Here is a 23,813-nt window from a genome sequence, read left to right on the forward strand (position 1 = left end):
AAAACAACTGTATACTGACTCGCACCGGCCGTCAGCTCTCTGCAACAGGGAATCGTTCCGCTACTATAACCTTCAACGCAATATTTTATAATGACTGTTCCTACATTATTACCATATGCTTGATTAAAATGCAACACGGATTTTGGACTCACTACGAAAATTGACTATTATGGTATAATAGACAAACCAATTCGGGGGTGAAATATGCAAATCAAAGCAATATGGACGAGAATTAGCAAAAGAATTGCGGAAGCTTGGAAAGCAGGCCGAATTCAGCGGAATTCTCGTATCACATATGACGTCATCTGGAACTTATTCCTCTTTTTCCTGCTTATAGCTGGCGTCGGAATTTTCTTTGCTGCTGGGGCCGGTGCAGGTTATTTTGCATCACTTGTGAAAAATGAGCCTGTTCGTTCCTATGACTCTATGAAAGAAGATATCTACAATTACGAGGAGACCTCTTCCATCTTCTTTGCTGATAATGTTTTCCTCGGCAATATCAAAACTGACCTTTATCGTGAAGATGTGAAGCTGGATGACATTTCTCCATATGTCATCAATGGAATAATCGCAACGGAGGATGATAATTTTGAAACGCATGATGGTGTTGTGCCGAAATCCATTCTCCGTGCACTGATGCAGGAAGCGACGAATTCAGAAACAAAAACCGGTGGCAGTACGCTGACACAGCAGCTTGTCAAAAATCAGATACTGACCAACGAAGTATCCTTTGAACGGAAAGCGAAGGAAATCATTCTGGCGATGCGCCTGGAAAAAGTGATGAATAAGGATGAGATTCTGGAAGCTTACATGAATATCGTTCCGTTCGGAAGGAATCTTTCCGGGCATAATATTGCCGGCGTACAGACAGCCGCTCAAGGTATCTTCGGTGTGGATGCAAAAGACCTCTCCTTGCCTCAAGCTGCTTTCTTAGCAGGATTGCCGCAAAGTCCGACGGCTTATTCACCGTTTACGAACAGCGGAGAGATAAAGGAAGAAACTGCCCTTCAGCCGGGTTTGAACAGGATGAAGCAAGTGCTTAACCGGATGCTGGATGAAGGCTATATCAACCAGAACGAATATGACGAAGCAATTGATTATGATATAACGAAAGATTTTGCAGAAGCGAAGCCTGCATCCGACGACGACTATGGCTATTTGACTACCGAGGTCGAGCAGCGTGCCGCAGATATTATTGCGATTCAGCTCGCTGAACAGGATGGCCATTCCGAAGAAGACTTGAACAAAGATAATGACCTGAAAAACGATTATCTTGAAAAAGCAGAACGAGATATTCGCCAAAAAGGTTACCAAATCCATACGACAATCAATAAAGATATGTATGTGGCGCAGCAGAAAATAGCGAAAGACTATGCGTATTATCAGCCTGATCACTGGGTGGAACGGACGAATAGTGACGGGAAAACAGAAACTGTTTCCGAGCCTATTGAAGCTGGATCCATCATGATTGAAAATAACACTGGTAAAATACTAAGTTTTGTCGGCGGACGTGATTATGAGAAAAACCAAGTCAATCATGCAACTGATACGAAGCGCTCAAACGGCAGTACGATGAAACCGCTGCTTGTATATGCTCCAGCAATGGAAGAAGGTACTTTGCAGCCGGGGAGTGTAATGGGTGACTTAAGTAAGAAATTCACTGTACCAGGCCAGTCAAAAACATGGAATCCTGGAAACTACGGTGGTGTATACCATGGACTTGTGACTGCACGAAAAGCATTGGAGGAATCTTATAATGTACCTGCAGCTAAAGCCTATAAATCGATAGTCAACCTGGATCCTGCCAGCAAGTACTTAGAGAACATGGGAATCACAACTTTGACCGAAGGAGATCACTCTCAACTTGCTGCTTCCTTGGGCGGCTTGGACTATGGTACAACAGTCGAGGAAAACGTAAACGCCTATGCAACATTTGGTAACAACGGAGAATTCACAGATGCTTATATGATTGAATCTATCACGACAAAGGACGGCAAGGAAGTATACAAGCATGAGTCCAAGTCGAATAAAGTATTCAGCCCGCAGACGAATTATTTAATGCTGGATATGATGCGCGGCGTTCTTGATAGCGGAACAGCAACCTATGCTAAATCACAGCTCTCCAATAAGAATGTCGACTGGGCAGGTAAAACTGGTACATCCCAGGATTATCATGATTCCTGGTTCGTTGCTACCAATCCGAATGTTACTGTCGGTGTATGGATGGGTTATGATAAACAAGATTCCATTCAAACATCAGGAATGGGATACAGCCAGCGAAATCAGCTGCTTTGGACACAGTTAGTGAACAGTGCAACCAAAATCGATCCCGAACTGATGGCTCCAAGCCAATCATTCAAGCAGCCAGATGGATTGACGAAGGCGTCTTATTGCGCAATTGGCGGCGGGAAACCAACTGATCTTTGTAAGCAAGCCGGAATGGTTAAAACCGATCTGTTCGATAAAAATCATGTACCAGCTAAAGCAGATGACAGCTTGATTAAACAAAACGGTAAAATCGTTCTCAACCCTGATTTTGTAAAAGAGAACGAATTACAGGGAGTAAGCATCGAACAGCTCTTCCCTAACAATGAGAAAGTCCAAAAACTCATTGGAACTGCTGCAAGCGGCAGCACTGCAAAAAAATCGGATGATGCAAATGGCACTGTGAAGACCAGTTCCGGTGCACCGCTTCCGCCAACAAATGTCTCAAAAGCAGAGAACAAGCTAACGTGGACGCAGTCAAAGACTGATGACGTGAAAGGATATCGCATTCTGCAAAAGCAGGGAAATGATTTCAAGCAGATCGGGTTCAGCGATCAATCCTCGTTTAATCTTCCTGACACTGATTCCACTTATCAAATCAAAGCTGTTGGCAAGGACGACAAAGAATCCGAAACAATTACCCTATAAAAAAACTAGCGTATCCGATTGGATACGCTAGTTTTTATTTTGTGGAATTTCGTTCGATGATGCGATGAGGAAGGATAACGTTTTTTTCTGATACTTCCTCTTTATTCATAAGTTTGGTCAATAGACGCATTGCTACCGCACCGATATCGTAAGTAGGCTGCACAACGGTGGAAAGTGTCGGACGGACCATCGTTGCAAGTCTTGTATTGTCATACCCTACCACTTCAATATCCTCTGGTACACGCAAACCATTATCCTGGAAGCCATGGATGACACCAAGCGCCATTTCATCAGAAGATACGAATACAGCAGAAGGACGATCTGCCAAGTCTGCCAGCTGTTTCGCAGCTTCAAGACCGGAATTGTACGTATTGTTAGCTTTTACGATGTACTCCTGTTTCACTTCGCCATTATTTTCCGTTACAGCGCGAAGATAACCTTTGTATTTTTGGTTATTCGTTTCAGCTTCTGCCGTTCCTGCAACGAATGCAGGATGCTTATGATTGTGATCGACAAGCAATTTAGTGGCTTCATAAGCTGCTTGTTCATAGTCGATAGCGACAGTTGGTATTTCGCCTGTTCCTTGCCCAGTTGCTGCAATGACGATTGGTACAGGGGATTTATCGAACTGCTGCAGCAGCTCATCGCTGATCTTACCGCCCATAAAGACGATACCGTCCACTTGTTTCTCCAGCATGCTGTTGAAGAGTGTCAATTCTTTGTCCGGGTTTTGATCGGAATTGCTCAGGATCATATTGTATTTATACATGGTTGCAATATCTTCGATCCCGCGCGCAAGCTCGGAGAAGAAAATACTGGAGATATCCGGTATAATTGCTCCGACTGTTGTAGTTCGTTTGCTTGCAAGCCCCCTAGCTACTGCATTCGGACGATAACCTAGCTGTTCAATTGTGCTAAGTACCTTTTTCCGAGTTGCAGGTTTTACGTTCGGGTTGCCGTTTACCACACGGGAGACAGTTGCCATCGATACGTTCGCTTCGCGGGCAACGTCGTATATGGTTACATTCATTGTGTCATTTCCTCCTATATACCTTACACGATTCCAATCACCTAAAGATGATAATAACAATTTGTATGTTTATTCACATATTCTTTACCCATTATACCAGAGTTTAGAACATTTCAGTAGAAAGAGATTCAAAAAACCCTTGATACTATAGGATTGCTATGATACCAGCTGTCAATTTCCGGAAGGGACACGACTGGCATAGCTGCTATGGGCAATAAGATCACGATAAAATGCATCAAAGCGCGGTAAATCCATTTGCTGGGCTGCATCAGAAAGGGCAACCGCCGGATCTGGATGAACCTCTGCCATGATACCGTCAGCTCCGATTGCTAGAGCTGCTTTTGCTGCCGGAAGCAGCAAATCACGCCGGCCAGTGGAATGCGTGACGTCAACCATTACCGGAAGATGCGTTTCTTGTTTCAGAATCGGTACAGCAGTAATGTCCAACGTGTTCCTTGTTGCAGTCTCATACGTGCGGATACCTCGTTCACAAAGGATAATGTCATTATTTCCGCGGGAGCTGATATATTCTGCTGCATGTATGAACTCAGAAATGGTAGAACTCATGCCGCGTTTTAAGAGAATCGGTTTCTTTATATCCCCAGCTGCTTTCAGGAGCTCGAAGTTCTGCATATTCCGGGCGCCAATCTGGATGACATCCAAATACTCGGCTGCTTTTTCGATATCCTCGGGTGCTACAATCTCACTGATGACAGCCAAATCATAAGTATCGGCAATCTTTTTCAATATCCGAAGTCCTTCTTCACCCAATCCTTGAAAATCATAAGGTGACGTACGCGGCTTGAAAGCCCCGCCACGCAGAAGCTTCAGGCCCTTCTCCTGCAACGATTCGGCAACTTTGGCTGTTTGCTGATAGCTCTCCACAGAACATGGCCCGAAAACGAACTGCGGCTCTCCATCCCCGATTTTCGTGCCTTTGATGGTAATAACGGTGTTTTCTGGTTTGCGGCGCCGTGATACAAGCAGTGCCTTATGCATCTCATCCTCCTGCAGTTCAAGGCTTGCTTTGAAAATTTCCTTGAACAAATGCTGAAGTGTAGCATCCTGGAATGGCCCTTTATTGTTATCGGAAATGACATTCAGCATATCTCTTTCCCGTACCGGATCAAAGCGCTTCGTGCCTTGTTTTTTCTTCACTTCGCCAATTTCCTGAACAAGTTTGCCTCGTTCGTTTATCAAAGCAAGCAGCTCAAGGTTCACTTCATCCAATTTCTGTCGCAATACCGTTAATTCATCCATATTCATCGCTCTCTCCCACTCTCTATCTAGTATATCCAGCTCAGGTAATTAGCAATCATTATAGCTAAAAGTTTACGCGCTGTCATCCACAAATAGTGTAGAATAATACGTAGGAGTGTCATCAGGCTTCGCGTTCAGTGAAGCTAAGAGTTCAATGCAGAAAGGAATATCGTTTTGAAGGAAAGAATTTTCGCTTTGGATATTGGAACTAGATCCGTTGTCGGCATGCTTCTAGAAGAAGATGCTGGTGTTTATACATTGATAGATTACGAGCTGGTTGAACATGATGAGCGTTCCATGCTTGATGGCCAGATCCATGATGTTGTAGCTGTCGCACAAGTTATCTCGGAAGTGAAACATAAACTTGAGGAAAAACATGGGCATCTGCATAAAGTATGTGTCGCAGCTGCAGGTCGTTCGCTGCAGACAAAACGCACCAAGATACAGCATTCGATAGCGGAACGAGGAGTTTTGGATAAAGAGCAAGTGCAGCATCTGGAGCTGAGTGCTGTACAGCAGGCACAATATGAAATCGCCCAATCAAAAGATAAGAGTACCGATTATTATTGTGTCGGTTACTCTGTTCTGTATTATCAGCTCGATGAGCAGGAAATTGGATCGCTCATAGATCAGCAAGGCAATGAAGCAAGTGTAGAGATTATTGCCACCTTCCTGCCGAAGGTCGTTGTGGAATCTTTGATATCAGCTTTGAAACGCAGTGATTTGGAGATGGATGCTCTTACATTGGAGCCAATAGCTGCAATCAGCGTCTTAATCCCACCATCTATGCGTCGTTTGAATGTGGCATTAATTGATATCGGCGCTGGTACGAGCGACATTGCCATTACGAATGAAGGAACAATTACTGCTTATGGTATGGTTCCAAAAGCAGGTGATGAAATCACAGAAGCAATAAGTGATCATTATTTGCTTGATTTCCATGTAGCCGAAGCTGCAAAACGTGATTGGGCTGAAAAAGGCACTATCACAACAATGGATATACTCGGCTTCGAACAGCAGCTGGAAGCAGAACAAGTCAAACAGGACGTAGGGCATGCGGTGGATCAGCTTGCAGAAGCAATTGCAGGATCGATCATTCAGTTGAATGCAGTCGCACCAAAAGCCGTCATGCTCGTCGGTGGCGGAAGCCAGACACCAGGACTGGCTGCACACTTGGCAAGACAGCTTGAATTACCAGAGAATAGAGTCGCTATTCGAGGAACAGAAGCAATACAGCAGCTTGCGAAAACAGATAATGTACCATCAGGTCCTGCGTTCATTACTCCGATTGGCATTGCCTTAGCTGCAAAACAAAATCCTGTCCATTATGTAAGCATACAGGTTAACGGACGCGTCATACGTCTATTTGACATGAAAAAACTGACAATAGGTGATGCATTGCTGGCAGCCGGGATTCAAGTAGCGCGTCTTTATGGGAAACCGGGGGGTGCCAGTATGATCACTTTCCAAGGAAAGCCGCTAACCCTTTCTGGCACACTAGGACAAGCGCCAGATATAAGGCTCAACCAACAGCCTGCAAATCTTGATTCACCGATCCAGGATGGAGACAAGCTGGATGTAGAAGCTGGAGTAGATGGCTCGCCGCCGCAAGTGACTGTAAGTGATATTACGGGAGATTTAGACCCGATTACAGTCTTTTATAATGGAAAAGCTTATCAGGTGAAACAGCAGCTGCTTGTAAATGGCCAGCCCGTCCATCCTGCGCATCACCTCAAAGACAGGGATGAAGTAAACATACAGCGAACAACAACTGTAGAACGCTTCTTGCATGAACAGCAGCTTCCTTTGCCAGCTTTGCCGGATGACACGGAATATGACGTCTACATAAATGATAAGCTTGTATCCATTGACTCGTTCAGTCAGGTGTTTACCATTAATGAAATTCCAGCCCGATTACGTGATCAGGTGAAAGATGGAGATAGCATCCGCATCCGTGAACGCAGATTGCCTACTGCCTCTGAGCTGCTTTCTCATCTGCAAACGGAAAACCAAGCGACCTTGACAGTTGAATTCAACGGAAAAACACTTAAGCTTACACCTCCAGCTGCACAGCTATATATTGGAGATAAGCCGGTGGAACAGGAAGAGCGGATTCCAAGTGGTACTCGACTTCAAATGCGTGTAGCTACAGATCAATTCATCATCCAGGACATTTTTCGCTTTGTTGATATAGATTTGACAAAGATCAGCGGGAACTTCCAATTATTAAAAAATGGAGACAAAGCCTCCTTCCATGATGCTTTGTCTCCACACGATAAAATCGAGCTGACTACTTAAAAAAAGCTGTACGCAATAGCGTACAGCTTTTTAGTGATTTTTACTATAACGTTTATAGTGAATATCGTGGACAAGACGGATCGCCGGACGAATCAAGAGAAGCAAACTGCCTGCTGCAAAAAGCCAGCAGCCTGCCGTCTTGAGAGATTCATATAAAAAGAAAAAACTGCCTACAAGAAAAATTATACCGATAAGAAAATCATTCAGCATGTACAGAATCTGATATGGACGCTTGAAAAAGATACCATATTCACCCACTCGGAGAACTTCTTCATTTTTACCCGATTTGTGTTCATGTTTCATGTATAACCCACCTATTGATTGAATCTTTTTTCCTGTTCCCGTAAAACGGTCTCTGTAATGTCATGGTGTGATGTATGCCAGATAACTTGATTATTTGCAAAAAGCAATGCCTGCGGAGATTCGTGTCTCACCTCATAGCGGTCTGCAATCGTGTTGGATAAATCCCGTGCTTCTTGGACATATAACGTGTACATCGGTATCTGAGTATCAAGACTGTATCGGTCATATTCCTGCTTTGCCCTTGCACTGATCGGGCAAGTCAGACTATGCTTGAGCACGTAAAATGATGCATCCCTGTTCAATACATCCTGAAATTCCTCTTGGCTTTGAATTACTTTTGCTTCCATTTTGTCAAAACTCCCTTCGGAAATAAACAGACTCCTAAGCAAGATGCTTAGGAGTCATATAATTAAAGATCCTTATTACGTTCAATCGTGGATTTTTGCTGTTCCATTTCCAATTCCCTTGCAGCTTCCTCGATTGCGCGTGCTACTTCTTCCGCTGCATCTTCTGCTTCCTTATCGTTTGAAGCTGTGTCATCTGCTTGGTCTTTGGATGTTAGATTCTTGACTTTGTCCTGTACAGTCTGAGAGGATTCTTTCACCTTATCAGCTACTACACGGGATTTCTCAGTGACAACATCTTTCCATTGTGCACCTTTTTCACTGTACTGTGTTTTCATTTCGCCCGCGCGCCCTTTCAGGGAGCTAGCTTGTTCCGTAATATCACTGCGTAGTTCTTTACCGGATTTAGGTGCAAGAACTAGAGCTGTCACAGCTCCTACTACGCTGCCGATGATCGAACCAATCAGAAAATCTCTTCCGTTCGTCTTTTTCGTTGACATACTGCATTGCCTCCTATCGCGTCGCTTGGTTTAATGGGATGTTTCTTTTACTGGTAGCGGCTGCTCTGTTGGCTGCACTGCAGGTACAGAGGCGACCTCATTTGCTTCATTCTGCTTCTTTTTCTTCCATAAGTCAAGTATAACTGAGCCCCATTTTAGTACTTGGCCAGTTTGTTCTGTATGCTGTTCTGCTGATAGAGCCACTTTGTTGGACACATTGCGAATAGAATTGTTGAGGCTGTGTACTGTATCACCGATGCCTTCAATTCCGTCAACAAGAGTGTTAAGCTTCTGCGCTTTCTCTCCGATGTCTTCTGCAAGGTGATTTGTCTTGCTGAGCAGTTCTGCTGTTTCGCTCGTAATACCCTGCATTTGCTTTTCGACACCTTCCAATGTGCTTGCTACATCATTTAGTGTGCGTGAAGCAGCTTTCAATGTTTTTGCGAGGTAGATTACTAAGACTGCGAATGCGATTGCTGCAATCAATGCAGCGATGTACCCTAGAATTTCCATAATGATTAGTCAGCTCCTTCTTGGTATGTAGTATGAGTAGTTGAAGCACATCTCATGCTTTATACTCCTTCGTCTAACTACGTTATTCCCCTGGTGTACGTCGTTAAACATAAAAGTATAAATAAAAAAAGGGAGTATTACTCCCTTTTTTAAGTGTAATGGATTATTGGACAGCTTGCAACGACTCTTCATAGCGAGCCTGGAATTTCTGTATGTCACCGGCTCCCATGAAAAGCAGGACACTGTCTTCATACTGCTTAAGTACGTTTACATCTTCAAGCTGCAGCACCTCACAGCCTGGTATAAGCTCCTGGAGGTCCTGGATAGTCAAATTTCCTTTTGCTTCCCGTGCAGAGCCAAAAATATCACAAAGATAAACGACATCTGCATTTTTCAGACTATCTGCAAACTCTTGCAGGAAAGTCTTTGTCCTTGAGAAGGTATGAGGCTGGAATACCGCAACAATCTGCTTATCTGGGTATTTCTTTTGAGCAGATTCGATTGTTACTTCGATCTCCTTCGGATGATGAGCATAGTCATCCACCAATACTTGGCTGCCGGCTTTCTTCTCAGAGAAGCGTCGTTTCACACCTGTGAAACCATACATTTCCTTGATTTGATCAGGTGTCATACCTTCCTGATGACATACTGCTGTCACTGCCAGTGCATTAAGAACTTGGTGGTTCCCGTATCCAGGAATAGTAAACGTATGGTAGAAGCTGCCTTCTATATATACGTCGAATGTCGTGCCATTCGGCTCTTCATGTACATTCTTGGCTTGGTACGTATTAGAAGCATCAAATCCATAATAATGAACTGGGACATTTGCTTGAAGGTCACGCAAATATGGATCATCACCGCAAGCAATGATACCGTGCTTCACTTGATCAGCTAATTGCTGAAAAGCCTGGAAAACGTCCTCGATATTCTGGAAATAATCAGGATGATCGAAATCGATATTCAGCATTACTGCATAATCCGGCTTGTAAGCCAGGAAGTGGCGGCGATATTCACATGCCTCAAAAACAAAGTAGTCACTCTTCGGCTGTCCGCTTCCAGTTCCATCTCCGATCAAATAGGAAATAGGGTGAGACTGTTTCAGTGTATACGCCAGGAGACCTGTAGTAGATGTTTTACCATGTGCTCCGGTAACTGCTATACTGCGAAATTTATCAGCATATGCACCTAGGAAATCATGGTAGCGGTAGATCGGAAGACCAAGTCGTTTGGCTTCCACGATTTCCTCGTGTTCATCAGAGAACGCATTCCCTGCAATAATCGTCAGATTAGGTTTGATATTATCTTTAGTAAATGGCAAGATTGTAATGTTTTTATCTTTCAGAGCCTGATCCGTGAAGAAAACTTTCTCCACATCGGAGCCTTGGACTTTCTCACCTGCATCATGCAGGATCTGCGCCAATGCACTCATACCAGATCCTTTAATACCAACGAAATGGTAAGTTGTCATAATAGGAACCTCCACATAGTAATATATCGCTTTTGTATGGTGTTAGTATAAGTATGTAAAGCGTTGTGTGTCACATATACATGAAAAAAAGCATACTAGCAACAGTATAGCATTTTGTCGGTATTTTATAAATGCAGAATCTCTCCTGTTACGCTTTTTACAGTATATACATAGCACCCTTTATTGGTGTCTCGGATAACAATACAGCCTGGACGGTCCATAGGACAACATCCAGGCTGTCATTCATTCCGCTTGAAGCTGAGCCAGCGAGACGAGTACGTCACGCGGCTTGCTCCCTTTCTGTTCGGAGATGACACCTCTCATCTCCATATGATCAATCAATCTGGCAGCACGATTGTAACCGATCTTGAAACGGCGCTGCAGTAAGCTTGCACTCGCACTATTGTGCTCGATAACAAACTCGACTGCATCCCGATACAACTCGTCTTCGTCCTCCTCGGACTCTCGTCGCTCAAGCAGATCCTCATGCTGGAAAAGATACTCAGGCGGTGCTGTCTGTTTCACATACTGCACAACCCGTTCGATCTCTTCATCAGAAACAAACGCACCTTGGATACGCTGAGCTTGCCGTGCTCCATTTTCGATGAAGAGCATATCACCTTTACCAAGCAATTTCTCTGCACCATTATTGTCGATGATTGTCCGGGAATCGATTGCAGAAGAAACACTGAAAGCAATTCGTGTCGGGATATTGGCTTTGATCAAGCCTGTAATAACATCCACGGACGGACGCTGTGTCGCCAGCAGCAGATGGATTCCGGCTGCCCGCGCTTTTTGGGCAATCCGGCAGATGGAATCTTCAACATCCTGGGGAGCTACCATCATCAGATCAGCCAGTTCGTCGATGACGATGACCAAATATGGCATCTTATCAGCATAACGTCCTTGCTTATCGAGTTTCTCATTGTAACGACCGATATCGCGGACTCCTTCGCCGACGAACTTCATGTAGCGTTCTTCCATTTCATTTACCGCCCATTTCAAGGCTGCAGTAGCTGCTTTAGTGTCGGTAATAACTGGTGAGACTAGATGAGGCAGGTCATTGTAAGGAGCAAGCTCCACCATCTTCGGATCAATCAGCAGGAATTTCACCTGCTTATGATTCGCCTTATACAATAGACTTAGCAGAATAGTATTGATACATACACTTTTTCCGGAACCTGTTGCTCCAGCTATTAGACCGTGCGGCATCTTCTGCAGGTTCGTCACAATCGGATTGCCGGAAATATTCAAGCCTAAGCCGACTGAAAGCGGCGAGCTGTTTCCCTGAAAATCCTCGGTCTCCAGTATTTCCTGTAAGCCGACTTGCTTCGATACGGCATTCGGCACTTCAATTCCGATGGCATTCTTCCCTGGAATCGGTGCTTCCATCCGGATGTCCTTGGCTGCCATGTTCAGCTTGATATCATCTGTCAGGCTCTTGATTTTACTAACCTTGACTCCAAGATCAGGCTGAACCTCAAAACGTGTGACTGATGGGCCTTGCATTGCATTGACTACGTGAGCATTTACGTTGAAATGTTCCAAAGTAGTCTCTAAAAGCTGACTTTGCTGGTCGACCCAAGCATCATTTTCGATCGTCTGTTCGACAGGATCATTCAGAAGATGCATCGGAGGTTTGGCAAAGCTCGGTTCTGTCTGCTGCGGGATATCCTGTACAACAGGCTCCGTTTTCTCCGGCTCCTTGCGAGTGGGCACCTGCTGATGATTTCGTTTATCTCTTGGTGTCATGAACACGTTGAAAGGTACTGATTTTCTCACTGTACTGCCAGTTTCGCGAATTTGGGAATTTGTTGTTTCCGTGCTCTCCTCCGCTTGCACCACTTCTTTTTCATCTGTTTGTTTTGATGATTGTACTGTTTCAACATCAAAAGTATCAGGCTGCGCAATAGACTCGCTGATCATTTCAGAATCATGGCTAGACGTATTATTTTCTGCTGCAATAGATGCTACTTCGTCCGGAACAGCTTCTTCTGCTGTCGGATCATTCGCAGTGTGCATATCTGTGCTATCCTCTGCTAAGTCCGGCACACGAGTCTCTTCTATCCTATTAATCGATTGATCCGGATCAACCTTTTCTGTTAAGTCATCTTCTGCTTCATTCGAAGCAGTTTCCTCTATAACGGCCGATCGGTCCAAACCAGTCTCTTCTATGCTAGCTGACTCATCAAGCTGAATAGGTTCAGCTTGATGGTTTTCCGTTGTTTCAGGAACAGATATCTCCTCGATCATCTCTTCCTCTGCAACGCTCGTATCTGCATCTTCTATAAATGATTCTTTAGTTAATTCTGCTGCCGCAATGTCCGTTTTTTCTTTACGTTCTATTACAGGCTTTTCAAGCGTTATATCTTCCACTGGAGCCTGTTCAACATGAATATCGAACTTTTTTTCTTCCTGTACTTCAGGATTGACCGTATTAGCAGATGCTGCGATTCTTTTCCAATCTGCTCGGTCTTGAATAGAAGCCAATGTTACAATATCAGCGACCTCTTCTTTCCGCTTGCGGAAACCGTATACAGGGGATGGGACTTCTGTCGGCTGGAAGGGTTTCTTTTCTTCCTTTGGTACCGGATTCTTTATTTCTGGATGGCGCTGCCAGTTTGCACTGGAAGGCCGTTCTTGCATTTTCGGTTTTTCAGGCTGACGAGGCTGCCGCTTTTCTGGTATCTTTGTATCTGGTTGGGCTCGATGACGTACTGGACGCACATTTGAGGCTGGCGGTTTTGCACTTCCAGACTCGTCCGGTATCATTGGAAACCGGAAAGCGCGTTCCTTAGGGTATGTATAAGCCATTTTTGCTTGTGGCTGCTGATTTGTCTGATACTGTTTCTGTACTTTCTGTTCAGAAGCGTTCCGTGATTTCAGCTCTGGTTCTTCTTCCACTACTACTTCGGTCATAAAAAAGTTGCTTAGAGCTTGCTTAAGACGCTCCCACATAGTAAATCTTCCTTTTTCAGTATAATATCTTCATTTTAGCAGGTTTTCACAAACCGTGAATAGCTTTACCCTAAAAACATTCCATCAAAACTTAAAAAATATGGCGGTTACTCGCCATTTCCGTTCCATTTACCTAAAAAAACACCGGATACGTTTGTATCCGGTGTTCATTTCCCTATTAAAACTCAAATACCTGGCCAACTTTATAGGAATCATCCAGCACATAAATTCCTTTTTCTTCCGGTGCATTCGGCAGACCTAGCTCTTTTTGGGAGCAGATCATACCAAAACTATCTTCACCTCGTAAATTGCCGGCTTTGATTTCCAAACCGCTTGGCATGATTGCGCCCACTTTCGCAACGACCACTTTTTGGCCTGCATCTACATTTGGTGCACCACAAACGATTTGTACTGTTTCATCACCAAGGTCGACTTGGCAGACACTTAATTTATCAGCGTTGCTATGCTTTTCTTTTTCCTTAACAAAGCCGACAACGAATTTAGGTGTGAGATCTACCTCAAACGTATCTTCCAAGTTGTTCTGACTGAAAATATCACGAATCTTGCCCGCGAAATCCTCATCCACCTGCACCTTGCCAGCTGTTGTGATTTTCAAGTATTCGGAAGCGCGGAAGATATTATAACCGACTAGCTCATCCTTATCTGTAATACGGACAACATCTCCGAATCTCTCTTCTTTAATGGAATGACGGTCTCCTTGCTTAATGGCGAGCAGCAATACGTCACCGATTCCTTGCTTGTTATAGAATGCTTGCATCTTACTTTTCCTCTCCCTTGGCAGACTCCGGTCTATTGCGAGCCATAATGAAAACTGGCTCTAATTTCTTTTCTTCATAAATGAATGGTAAAGATGTAATTGGTACGCGGCCTTCTGCGAAATATTTCATGGTTACCTGTGCTAATATATCATAACCAGTCTTATTTTCAATATCCGCCAAAATCAGCACATCCTGGTGAGGAACAGCAACAAGGACATCTCCCTTTGCATTGGCACGGAATCCTTCCAGCAGAGACTCGTTCAGTATGCGGCTGGCATCGTAGCCATCCTGCGTCGCAATAAAGTAAAAGGAATTCCCCGCAACCCTGTCTTCTTTCAATTCTGTGGAAAGACTTCTAGCGTTAAATGCTGCAATTTCCCGAAGACGTTCGATGGTCCAGCCTTGCTCTTCCATCATTTGTTCGTCAATGAGGCGGTACGATTTACCAAGGTCAAGTGCGTAATAGATTCTCGTTTCAGCCGTATGCTCCGAATATGCCATCTTCAGTCCGGCTTTCGTTTCCGAAGGGAATGAAGTGGCTCGTATCACTGGAAAGACATGCTGTTCATTCCCTTCCAAATGCTGCTCTTCATGCATGACACGCAAAGCTTCTTTGACATGCTGTTCGAGTTCATCCAGCGCTTTTTCGCCTCGTGTCTCATATTTTGCAATAATATTAGGAAGCGCCAGCGTCACGCCTTCGTTCGTATCCTGCCATTCTACTCGGAATTTACTTTTATCCCGATCATACGAAGTGCGCCAGGAAGGATCCTGCAAACGCTCCTCCAGTTTTTTCTTCATTTTCAAAGCCGTCATTTTCATAAGCTATGCTCCTTGCAATTATTGCGGTAAGGATTCGATGAAAGACTCGATTTCCTCTTTAGACTTACGATCCTTCGATACGAATCGTCCGATTTCTTCATCCTGGTTGAAGGCAACGAAACTCGGAATACCGAATACGTCATATTGCTGACAAACATCGATGAACTGGTCACGGTCTACATGAATGAATTCGAATTCGCTGTATTTTGCTTCGATTTCCGGCAGTTCCGGCTCGATGATTCGGCAGTCTGGACACCAGTCAGCAGAAAACATCAAGATTGTTTTGCCGTTTTGAAGTACTTCTTTTAGTTGTGCTTCTGATTCTAGATTTTTCAATTTTAAATGCCCCCATTAATCTTTTCTCCATTTTATCAAAGCACTGAACCAAAAGCGAATATACTGCGCAGCAGCTGTCATTTATCAAGCTGCTTTCCATTTATACATAGGAATGTTAGGGTCTGGCAGCAAATATGGGTCGAATCAATCAGTTAAATTATCAAACTTTTATTAATTTATTGTAAAAATGGGATGTTATACCTATAATGAAAAGGAGCACACAAAAGCATGAGGGGGAAATATATGCACACCATTCGACAGAGAATCCGCTTGATTATGTTCTCTTCACTGGCAAGTATTCTGGCACTTGGAGCATTCAGTTTTTATTATTTCTACCAACAGAATCAAATGTCAGAGGAAACGCAGCGATACCAAGAAGCCTATGTGTCCAGTCAGTATATCAAGGATGATATGCTCGATACTCTGGAGAAGCAACAGACATACTTTGCCCAGCCTTCTGTATCCAACGCCGAAGCTGTACTAGGCGCTATAGCCGGCATTGAAAAACAAGCTTCTACATATGAAGAAAAATACCAGGATGAAAAAGATTTGCAAGCGTACTTCACGCAAATCAAGGAAGGTGCAGCTTCCTATGAAAAGGAACTCGAAAAAGTCGCGAGTATGAATGAAACAATCGGCTACACTTCCGATGAAGGACTGCGAAAGATCATAAGTGATGCCTCGAAGAATTTTCGCAGCCTTGCCGAAAATGCAGGAAATGATGTCTCTGCTGCTTTGGAGAACGTTACGCGGAGCGAGCAAGGTATCATCCAGCCTTCAAATGGTGCTGCTCCAGATAAAGATGCATTCGATGGAGCAGTAGATGCATTCAAGACAGCGATTTCCGAATCCGATTTGGATAGTGACGCGGTTAGTGAGATAAACTCCAGTCTTTTGAAATACACATCAGCCATGTCCACCCTTTCGAACACACGCACCCAGGCAACTGAGCTGGCAGCGAATTTCGAAACAGCAGCTTTGGAAGTCACAACGACTGTGGACAGTGTGGGCGAAACAGCTATCGAACAAACTGACAATTTGAAACAGTCAAACGAAAGGACTTCTACCATTCTTGGCATTGTCCTGCTTGCTGTCATCATTCTTAGTTTCCTGCTCGTACTTTGTATCGGCTGGCCGTTAATCCGCGCCATCGCAAAATCAATACGTCAGCTAAAAGAAGCTACCGAAATTATCGGAAATGGTAATCTGGCTTACCGTGTACCAATTACCACAAAGGACGAGATGGCAGATTTGGGTGATACATTTAATCAGATGGCAGGAAAAATGGAGCAATCCATGATTAAAGTGAAAGAAGCATCCGAAGTATTGGATGACTCCTCTTCGTATCTGGCTGCAGCTTCCCAGCAGACAGCAGCTCAATATGAAGAAGTGAACCAAGCTATCGGTCAGGTGGCTGGCGGCGCGCAGGCGCAGGCTGCCCAACTCGAGGAAAGTAATATGATGCTGGACAAGGTACGCCAGGCTATTACAATGATGAAGGATGAAACAGCACTGGTCAGTCAGGCGATGAAACAAGCAGAGCGGGAAGGAAGCAATGGTATCAATCAGATGCAAAAACTGCATGAAACCTCTGATAGCTTCTTGACGCTCGCTCAAAAACTGACAGAAGAAATCCAAAGTGCTGTACAGCAGGCAAACCAAATTCGCTCCATCGTCCAAACAATTGAAGAGATTTCAGAAAGCACAAACCTGCTCGCGCTGAATGCTGCTATCGAATCCGCTCGTGCAGGTGAGCATGGCCGAGGATTTGCTGTAGTAGCAGATGAAGTGAAGAAGCTGGCAGAACGCTCCAAACAAGAAGCACAGCAGATCCACAGGCTTGTTGGCACAATGAATCAGCAGATGACCAATTTGGCAGAAGAAGCTAAAGCCTTTGATGCTTATCAGCAAGTCCAAGCATCAAGTGTTGAACAAACGACGAATGCATTTGATCGAATTCATAAACAGCTTCAGCAAGGTAATTCGAAAATGAAGGACATTTCTGCTTCTGTTTCAGAAGTCGCTGCAAGTAATGATACTGTTGCGAGCATGCTTGGCCATATCAACCAGATTGCCGATGAAGCAGCCGCAACAGCTCAGGAAGTAGCTTCCTCAAGTGATACGCAGGCCGCATCGATTGATATCCTGACAAACGCAGCCGCCCAGCTGCAGCAGCTGGCAAAGGAATTGGCTGTCGAGGTAGCTCAATTCGAATTCGCCTATGCTTCGGATAATCCAGCTGAATCCAGCGGAGTAGCAGATTCAAATACATCCGAATCCACTGTAACAGATGCCACCGAAACAGAAGGCATTGCTGACGAGCTTTTCGAAGCAGATCAGCAGGATTCCCCTGTCATCGGTGATGATAAAGATGATTCGCCCGAATATAAAAAGACGTCATAAAAAAGAAGGAAGCGGATATTAAAATTCCACTTCCTTCTTTTTATTTATCTCATAAAAGCTATATTGCCCTTTCAAGAGCATACAAATATGCTCAAACATAGCAGAGCGGGACATATGCCCATTGGTAAAGACGCCGACCGCTCCTTCTGTTGTCGAGATATCCTGCCTGCTTGTGAATGTCCGCATAACTGGTCCCAGTTCTCCGCCTGCAAGCACTGGTTCGGCGATGAAGTCAGGCAAAAGCAGTTTTGCACCGCTCGCGCTCCATACCTTGTCCCCGACTGCTAAAGCACCCCAGTTACATATATACAGACCGTCATCCATCTTTGTGACGCCGCCCTCCAAACCGATACCAGCAGCTGCTCCTTCCAGCTTGCTGCATGCTATCGCACGTTGGATTGCTCCTTGGCGTGTCTCTTCATCGCTCATCGGCTGTTCGCTCACGCCGGATTCAACCTCTGCACTTTCAAGCTCCCACCGAGCTCCGAAAACTGCTGAAACGGCCTGAACTTTGGCGGGATTTTTAGATCCGACTATCATTTTCATCAGTTGCGCTTCCTTTCCGACGAGATCAATCGTTCGAAGTAATAAGATCCACTGTCGACTGATCCGTCGCCCGTACAAGCTTGATCAGAAGCTCTTTTGCAGCTGCATAATCATCAACATGAATGATGCTTGCACTTGTGTGGACATAGCGGGAAACTATCCCGATTACAGCTGATGGAACACCTTCGTGTGCTAAATGGACACGTCCGGCATCCGTTCCGCCTTTGCCAACATAGTATTGGTAGTTGATATTATTGGATTCAGCAGTATCAAGAATGAATTCACGCATATTACGATTCATGATCATGGTGCCGTCAAAAATACGAAGCAAGGCTCCCTGCCCCAAATGACCGAAGGCTTGCTTGTCTCCGCTGACATCATTAGCAGGTGAAGCATCCATCGCATAGAAAATATCAGGCTTGATCATATTTGCAGCTACTTGGGCACCGCGAAGACCGACTTCTTCCTGAACCGTCGCACCAGCATACAACTGGTTCGGCAATGTTTCCCCAGCCACTTCTTCCATTAATTCCAGCGCCAATCCACAGCCATAACGATTATCCCAAGCCTTGGCCAAAATCTTCTTCTCATTTGCCATTGGTGTAAACGGCATGTACGGCAGAATTTGCTGTCCCAGCTTCACACCAAGCTCATATGCATCACGCTCATCATCTGCGCCGATATCAATCAGCATACTGTCGATGCTGGCAGGCTTACTACGCTGCTCAGGCGTTAACAAATGGGGAGGTGTAGAGCTGATGACACCCGGAATCGGTCCTTCGTCCGTCATTACCTGCACGCGCTGTGCAAGCAAAACTTGACTCCACCAGCCGCCTAAGGTCTGAAAACGAAGCAGACCATTGGGTGTAATACCTGTGACCATGAAACCGACCTCATCCATATGTCCGGCAGCCATTACCTTAGGTCCACTGCCTTTCTTTACACCAAAAATACCGCCAAGCTTATCCTGGATGATCTCATCCGCATAAGGCTTCAGCCTTTCCTTCATAAAAGCACGCATCAGCTGTTCGTTACCTGGCGCTGCCTGCAGCTCTGTCAATTGTTTAAATAAATCCAATGTTTTTTGGTTCATGCATATGTACTCCCTTTTTGTCAGACTATTGTATATCTATTGTAAACTATTGCTCCTCAACATGCCATAAAGGTTGTTTCGTTTTATATTTCTAAGGTAATAAGATATAATAGAACATAACTTAAGTTGAAGAGGTGACCAAAATGGGCGTAAAGAAAACAGTAGCAATCGTAGGTGCTGGCCTTGCGGCTGGATACTTGATCCAGAAGCAGATTGCGAAACAACAGAAAGTGACTCCGGAAAAAGCATTGAAATTCGCTAAAGAAGCGTTCAAGAAAGAGGGTCCGATCAGTGGATCTTGGATCTATATGAAACCGGAAGAAAAAGTGAAGCACGGCCTCACGTATACTGTTTACCGTGGCGGTATCTCCCGTACGATTGACGGAAAACCTGCTCAATACGAATTCTTCGTAGATGCAGAAACTGGATCTGTTATCGACGCTGTCGAATCAGCATCCTAATAAAAAGCCGCACCCCAAAAGTTAGTAACTTAACGTTTGGGGTTTTTTTTGTGAACTTTTTGAATGAAAATAGGCTTTTCTGACCCTTACCCCACACATTGATCGACCCCATAACGCAAAGGAATGTTAATATCCTCCTGTTCAAATCCCTCTAACCCGCCAATACGAAAAAAAGAAATAATATAACGTGCTTCTTTCAAGGCTTCTCTGCGATTAAGAGTTGACTGAATCTTAATCGATAATCCGTTTTCATTGATGTCCCGCTGACATAGATCTGTCAACATACTCAAATTATTTGCATCAATATCTGTAAAAGTAATTTCGATGTCTTTAAAAGCAGATCCAGCTAAAATATCCCGTAATAATGTAAGCGTGAAGCCATTGCTGCCAGCTCCGATAAACGCAAGCCCACTCTCTCCACTCCCTTCTTATATGATGACCTTTGTATAATTAATTTCTTCCCTTACCTAATGTGGGATTCGGATTGTTACTTTCCAAGACAGTCGTATACAACCCTTGACTACAAATTGAATCATCATATATACATACATAGCCGAACCTGAATTCATTCCACCCATCACATAAGTAAACAGTCTAACTTTTGAATCGGTCGCTGGAGAATATTAGCATAAAGGTACGCAGCGACATCTTTGCCTGGGAGCAAAAAAATATGAGCAAAGAGCATTACACTACATAAAAATATCCCGGAAGTCTGAACCAAACTTCCGGGATATTTTTATTGGTATATGGTTATGATTTCAAACAATCGACCTAATCCTTATTGCAGCTTAATTATGTTATTCACAATTTAAAAAGCTGGCTTGAGTTCGGTAATAGACCGTCCTCAAGCCAGCCAACTGGCAATATATAGTAACTTATTTTCTACACCCTACTTAAATAAAGCCAAGTTTTTTATTTGAATGTAGCGACACTGCGATAGATGCGGTAGCCGCGTGAAGAGAATTTCTCCTCATATTCTGTTTTCACATTTAACGGATCGTTCTCTGCATGCAAATCAAGCTTCACTTCCTGCAGAATCATGCCGTATCGGGAGAAACTAGACAAACTATACTCAAATAGCTTCTGATTATCCGTCTTGAAGACCACTTCTCCGTCATTTTTTAATACTGATTCATATTGCTCCAAAAAGCTTCTATATGTTAAGCGACGCTTTTCATGCTTATTCTTCGGCCAAGGATCAGAGAAATTCAGATAAATGCTATCCACTTCATTCACTTCAAATAACTCACGGAAATCAGCTGCATTTTCATTCAATAGTCTTACATTCGGAAGATCTGCTTCAGCTGCTTTTTCTACAGCTGTCACAATAATGCTTTTCGCTAGTTCAATTCCGATGAAATTGTATTCCGGATGCTGGGCTGCCATGCCAGTGATGAACTGCCCTTTGCCAGATCCAATCTCAACATGCAGCGGCTTATCGTTACCGAATAGCTCTCTCCATTTGCCTTTATAATTTTTCGGTTCTTGTACCACGATATGATCGTTTTCTTTTAAATAATCGTCTGCCCAGGGTTTATGGCGCACACGCATATGTCTCACTCCTATTTCTGTCCAGCCCGCCTGCATAGTTTGATGCCAAAACGCACACGCTATGCTCAGGAAGGAGGGGAAAATCGATGTCACTTTCCGTTGAAAACCAACTTAGCCTTCTTCGGGATATACTTAGCGAACATTGCGAATCCTGCTGCGGCAGCAAATCCGAATACGAGCAAATATCCCGCCTGGCACGTTCTATTTTATCTAATAAATCAACCGATCAGCAAGAGCTTCTTGCTTTGCTTCCCGGTATCCATTCGTACAGTTCTGCCGGTGAAAAAGCTGCAGATATCAATGCGCACATCACATCGAACAGAGAACAGCTCGAGGATTGGGTAGAGACCATCAACAGCTTTCAAGGCTAGCAGGACAGCTGATGCACTTCCGTAAGCAGCTGTCCTAATTCTATACTTTTGCGTTCCATGTTGTCATCGCGGAGCGACATGATGATACGGGCAGCTTCATACCAATAAATACGTTTTAAAAGTGCATCATTCAGCGGCTTGCCGTATGCTTTCATCCATTCTTCCCAGTCAGGATATGGAACGTACTTCCTAAGCAGCATTCCAATGTCAGCTGCCGGGTCCGCAATGAGAGCACTGTCCCAGTCTACGAGATACAGCTCATTATGCTGGCTTATCATCCAATTATTATGATCAATATCAAAATGACAGACTGCCAATAGCTGATCTGGCATCTCAGGTAAGAATTGCTCCATACTTGCAAGCACCTGTTTTAAAGCAGGCAGCCGATTTTGGAAGCCAGCTGCTTTCTCCCGCAGCTCTTCCATTTTCGTCTCTGGCTGAAGCGGCTTCTTACCCATACGCATCAGCAAGTTCAGCATCTCGGAGGAATGATGGATTTTGCTAAGTAGCTTTGCCACTCGAGGATCGCTCATTTCCGAGAAGGTCAGACCGCGTCCCATCAGCCATTCCTGAGCCGTAATGACATCCCCGTTTTCCATCCTTTTTGTCCATACCAGCTTCGGCACAATCCCTTCTGCTGAAAGTACAGCCAAAAAAGGAGAAGAATTGCGCTTTAGAAACAGCTGCCTCTCTCCGCTTTTTGCATAATATGCTTCTCCGGTTACACCGCCGGCAGGAGCAATCTTCCACTCATTTCCCAGTATGTGTTCTAACCAATTCACCGTTCATTCCTACTTTCCTAGTGCAATCGCTTTGCATTACTAGCTGTAAACAAGCCCAGCGTGACACAAGGCAAGTACATTCCCGAACAAATTCGACAGACATACTTAAGATTACAACATTTTCTATGGTTTTATCAATACGATAGGACTATAAAACCGTTTATTTAACTAAAAAATTCTTCCTTTTCTTCCTCTTCCCATTCCGGACGGGCTACAGCCTTCGTATATGCGTGGTCCAGCAGCACTTCACTGGCACGAAGCTGCACATGTTTAAGAGCTAACTGCTCCTCCCGCTTGGCCATCAGCCAAGCTGTATGCTTTTGACTGCCGATAAACTGTGTGTTTCTTGGCTCGCTTGCAAATCGAATTTGATTTTCCCTGCTCAAGACTACCTTTTGAACAGGAAGATCGATATCATATTTTCTGAGGATACCTTGTACCAGCTTTTCTGTTCTATTCAACGATAGCATTGGATTGAGGAAAGTAGAAAACTGCCCCTTGGATTCCCGCTTCCATGTTCGTTCCTCACTAGCCCAAAACAATACATCCGGCTTGTCCTCCAGAACGGAAATGATCTCTATGCCCAAAGGATGGATTAAAATCGTTTCTGCCTCCATTGTGGTCTGCTTTACTTCAAAAACAGGCTTATACATTACAAAGAAAGTGTCAGGAAATCGCTTCAGAAAGTATCTGAGAACCGGATCTTTTTTAAATTTTTGATCAAAGAAAGAAAATTCCCCAAGCGTGCTTGTAGCCCACTTTAGCTGAAAATCAAACAGCTCTTCCAAGAAATCCTGCTTGAGGATCTTTTCTGTGGGAGCCACGTATGCGGGAGCAGGGTTCGGCTGTTCCACATCTTCCTCTTTTTTACGGAATACATGATACCACGATTTCTTTTGTTCTTCTTCCTTTGCTTCGTCTGTAATAAAGGAAGCAGGAGCAGCTTGCTGCTGCTCCCATTCCCTGTGCATTTTCTCCCAATTCTCTTTTTTCAATTTGATGAATTGTCCAGGATATCGGTAAGGATGCTGTTCATAACGGGATATATATTCATGCAGCTTGATCAATTGCGCCACATAGGT

Annotated in this window: 21 protein-coding genes, 1 pseudogene and 1 other annotated feature (1 of these 23 only partly in view); of the genes and pseudogenes, 5 read left to right on the plus strand and 17 right to left on the minus strand. The window is 44.2% G+C overall.

Features of this window, described 5'->3' with window-relative positions; translation table 11 throughout:
* Nucleotides 1–85, minus strand: a binding site (T-box leader) (it extends 121 nt beyond the left edge of the window).
* 119 nt (nucleotides 86–204) lie between these two features.
* Complete coding sequence (locus ACH6C1_RS11355; RefSeq protein ID WP_374077117.1) at nucleotides 205–2,913, plus strand: transglycosylase domain-containing protein; 2,709 nt, start codon at nucleotides 205–207, stop codon at nucleotides 2,911–2,913.
* Between the two features lie 34 nt (nucleotides 2,914–2,947).
* On the opposite strand, the gene ccpA is transcribed toward ACH6C1_RS11355, so the two are convergent.
* Together ccpA and ACH6C1_RS11365 are read right to left on the minus strand one after the other, a co-directional pair.
* Nucleotides 2,948–3,943: a catabolite control protein A gene (gene ccpA / locus ACH6C1_RS11360; protein WP_095224578.1), complete on the minus strand. Its 996-nt coding sequence runs from the start codon at nucleotides 3,941–3,943 to the stop codon at nucleotides 2,948–2,950.
* A 171-nt stretch (nucleotides 3,944–4,114) separates the two neighbouring features.
* On the minus strand, nucleotides 4,115–5,209 hold the full coding sequence (locus tag ACH6C1_RS11365) for a bifunctional 3-deoxy-7-phosphoheptulonate synthase/chorismate mutase (protein ID WP_366247411.1): 1,095 nt from the start codon (nucleotides 5,207–5,209) through the stop codon (nucleotides 4,115–4,117).
* 168 nt (nucleotides 5,210–5,377) lie between these two features.
* Here ACH6C1_RS11365 and ACH6C1_RS11370 point away from each other — a divergent pair, with 168 nt between their 5' ends.
* A complete protein-coding gene (locus ACH6C1_RS11370; RefSeq protein ID WP_374077120.1) occupies nucleotides 5,378–7,501 on the plus strand; it encodes a cell division protein FtsA in 2,124 nt (707 codons plus the stop codon).
* A gap of 30 nt (nucleotides 7,502–7,531) precedes the next feature.
* On the opposite strand, the gene ACH6C1_RS11375 is transcribed toward ACH6C1_RS11370, so the two are convergent.
* From ACH6C1_RS11375 to ACH6C1_RS11415, 9 genes are all read right to left on the minus strand, one after another.
* Complete coding sequence (locus tag ACH6C1_RS11375; RefSeq protein ID WP_374077122.1) at nucleotides 7,532–7,804, minus strand: YrhK family protein; 273 nt, start codon at nucleotides 7,802–7,804, stop codon at nucleotides 7,532–7,534.
* A gap of 11 nt (nucleotides 7,805–7,815) precedes the next feature.
* Entirely contained in the window at nucleotides 7,816–8,151 is a 336-nt protein-coding gene (ytxJ, locus tag ACH6C1_RS11380) for a bacillithiol system redox-active protein YtxJ (RefSeq protein ID WP_366247414.1), read from the minus strand.
* A gap of 62 nt (nucleotides 8,152–8,213) precedes the next feature.
* A complete protein-coding gene (locus ACH6C1_RS11385) occupies nucleotides 8,214–8,648 on the minus strand; it encodes a YtxH domain-containing protein (RefSeq protein WP_095224573.1) in 435 nt (144 codons plus the stop codon).
* A 30-nt stretch (nucleotides 8,649–8,678) separates the two neighbouring features.
* On the minus strand, nucleotides 8,679–9,161 hold the full coding sequence (locus ACH6C1_RS11390; protein WP_084160718.1) for a DUF948 domain-containing protein: 483 nt from the start codon (nucleotides 9,159–9,161) through the stop codon (nucleotides 8,679–8,681).
* A 163-nt stretch (nucleotides 9,162–9,324) separates the two neighbouring features.
* A complete protein-coding gene (gene murC / locus ACH6C1_RS11395) occupies nucleotides 9,325–10,629 on the minus strand; it encodes a UDP-N-acetylmuramate--L-alanine ligase (RefSeq protein ID WP_095224571.1) in 1,305 nt (434 codons plus the stop codon).
* A gap of 243 nt (nucleotides 10,630–10,872) precedes the next feature.
* The gene (locus ACH6C1_RS11400) at nucleotides 10,873–13,587 is read right to left on the minus strand and encodes a DNA translocase FtsK (RefSeq protein WP_374077125.1); all 2,715 of its coding nucleotides are present in this window, start codon (nucleotides 13,585–13,587) and stop codon (nucleotides 10,873–10,875) included.
* Between the two features lie 178 nt (nucleotides 13,588–13,765).
* Nucleotides 13,766–14,365, minus strand: a complete 600-nt coding sequence (gene ytpR, locus ACH6C1_RS11405) for a YtpR family tRNA-binding protein (RefSeq protein ID WP_374077127.1) — start codon at nucleotides 14,363–14,365, stop codon at nucleotides 13,766–13,768.
* Nucleotide 14,366: 1 nt separating this feature from the next.
* The gene (locus tag ACH6C1_RS11410) at nucleotides 14,367–15,188 is read right to left on the minus strand and encodes a DUF1444 domain-containing protein (protein ID WP_374077129.1); all 822 of its coding nucleotides are present in this window, start codon (nucleotides 15,186–15,188) and stop codon (nucleotides 14,367–14,369) included.
* A gap of 18 nt (nucleotides 15,189–15,206) precedes the next feature.
* Complete coding sequence (locus tag ACH6C1_RS11415; RefSeq protein ID WP_366247419.1) at nucleotides 15,207–15,524, minus strand: thioredoxin family protein; 318 nt, start codon at nucleotides 15,522–15,524, stop codon at nucleotides 15,207–15,209.
* Nucleotides 15,525–15,767: 243 nt separating this feature from the next.
* On the opposite strand from ACH6C1_RS11415, the gene ACH6C1_RS11420 reads away from it, so the two are divergent.
* The gene (locus tag ACH6C1_RS11420; protein ID WP_374077131.1) at nucleotides 15,768–17,927 is read left to right on the plus strand and encodes a methyl-accepting chemotaxis protein; all 2,160 of its coding nucleotides are present in this window, start codon (nucleotides 15,768–15,770) and stop codon (nucleotides 17,925–17,927) included.
* Between the two features lie 18 nt (nucleotides 17,928–17,945).
* Here ACH6C1_RS11420 and ACH6C1_RS11425 read toward each other — a convergent pair whose 3' ends face one another.
* Both ACH6C1_RS11425 and ACH6C1_RS11430 read right to left on the minus strand, forming a co-directional pair.
* Nucleotides 17,946–18,473, minus strand: coding sequence for a DUF84 family protein (locus ACH6C1_RS11425; RefSeq protein ID WP_374077133.1), 528 nt, complete (start codon nucleotides 18,471–18,473; stop codon nucleotides 17,946–17,948).
* A gap of 25 nt (nucleotides 18,474–18,498) precedes the next feature.
* Nucleotides 18,499–19,566: a M42 family metallopeptidase gene (locus tag ACH6C1_RS11430; protein WP_374077135.1), complete on the minus strand. Its 1,068-nt coding sequence runs from the start codon at nucleotides 19,564–19,566 to the stop codon at nucleotides 18,499–18,501.
* 143 nt (nucleotides 19,567–19,709) lie between these two features.
* On the opposite strand from ACH6C1_RS11430, the gene ACH6C1_RS11435 reads away from it, so the two are divergent.
* Complete coding sequence (locus tag ACH6C1_RS11435) at nucleotides 19,710–20,027, plus strand: PepSY domain-containing protein (protein WP_038562329.1); 318 nt, start codon at nucleotides 19,710–19,712, stop codon at nucleotides 20,025–20,027.
* Between the two features lie 89 nt (nucleotides 20,028–20,116).
* Here the strand turns inward: ACH6C1_RS11435 and ACH6C1_RS11440 are convergent.
* Together ACH6C1_RS11440 and trmB are read right to left on the minus strand one after the other, a co-directional pair.
* Nucleotides 20,117–20,425: pseudogene (locus ACH6C1_RS11440) on the minus strand (family 4 glycosyl hydrolase); the annotation flags it as partial.
* 514 nt (nucleotides 20,426–20,939) lie between these two features.
* Nucleotides 20,940–21,578: a tRNA (guanosine(46)-N7)-methyltransferase TrmB gene (trmB, locus tag ACH6C1_RS11445; protein ID WP_374077137.1), complete on the minus strand. Its 639-nt coding sequence runs from the start codon at nucleotides 21,576–21,578 to the stop codon at nucleotides 20,940–20,942.
* Nucleotides 21,579–21,664: 86 nt separating this feature from the next.
* Between trmB and ACH6C1_RS11450 the strand changes: the two genes are divergently transcribed.
* Nucleotides 21,665–21,949 carry a YtzH-like family protein gene (locus ACH6C1_RS11450; protein WP_374077139.1) on the plus strand — a complete coding sequence of 95 codons (285 nt, stop codon included), beginning with the start codon at nucleotides 21,665–21,667 and terminating at the stop codon, nucleotides 21,947–21,949.
* Here ACH6C1_RS11450 and ACH6C1_RS11455 read toward each other — a convergent pair.
* Together ACH6C1_RS11455 and ACH6C1_RS11460 are read right to left on the minus strand one after the other, a co-directional pair.
* Nucleotides 21,946–22,731, minus strand: coding sequence for a phosphotransferase family protein (locus ACH6C1_RS11455; RefSeq protein WP_095224562.1), 786 nt, complete (start codon nucleotides 22,729–22,731; stop codon nucleotides 21,946–21,948). The genes ACH6C1_RS11450 and ACH6C1_RS11455 overlap by 4 nt on opposite strands.
* A 164-nt stretch (nucleotides 22,732–22,895) precedes the next feature.
* Entirely contained in the window at nucleotides 22,896–23,807 is a 912-nt protein-coding gene (locus ACH6C1_RS11460; RefSeq protein ID WP_374077141.1) for an NERD domain-containing protein, read from the minus strand.
* Nucleotides 23,808–23,813 lie beyond the last annotated feature (6 nt).

The sequence above is a fragment of the Terribacillus sp. JSM ZJ617 genome, assembly GCF_044383785.1.
Lineage (GTDB): Bacteria > Bacillota > Bacilli > Bacillales > Amphibacillaceae > Terribacillus.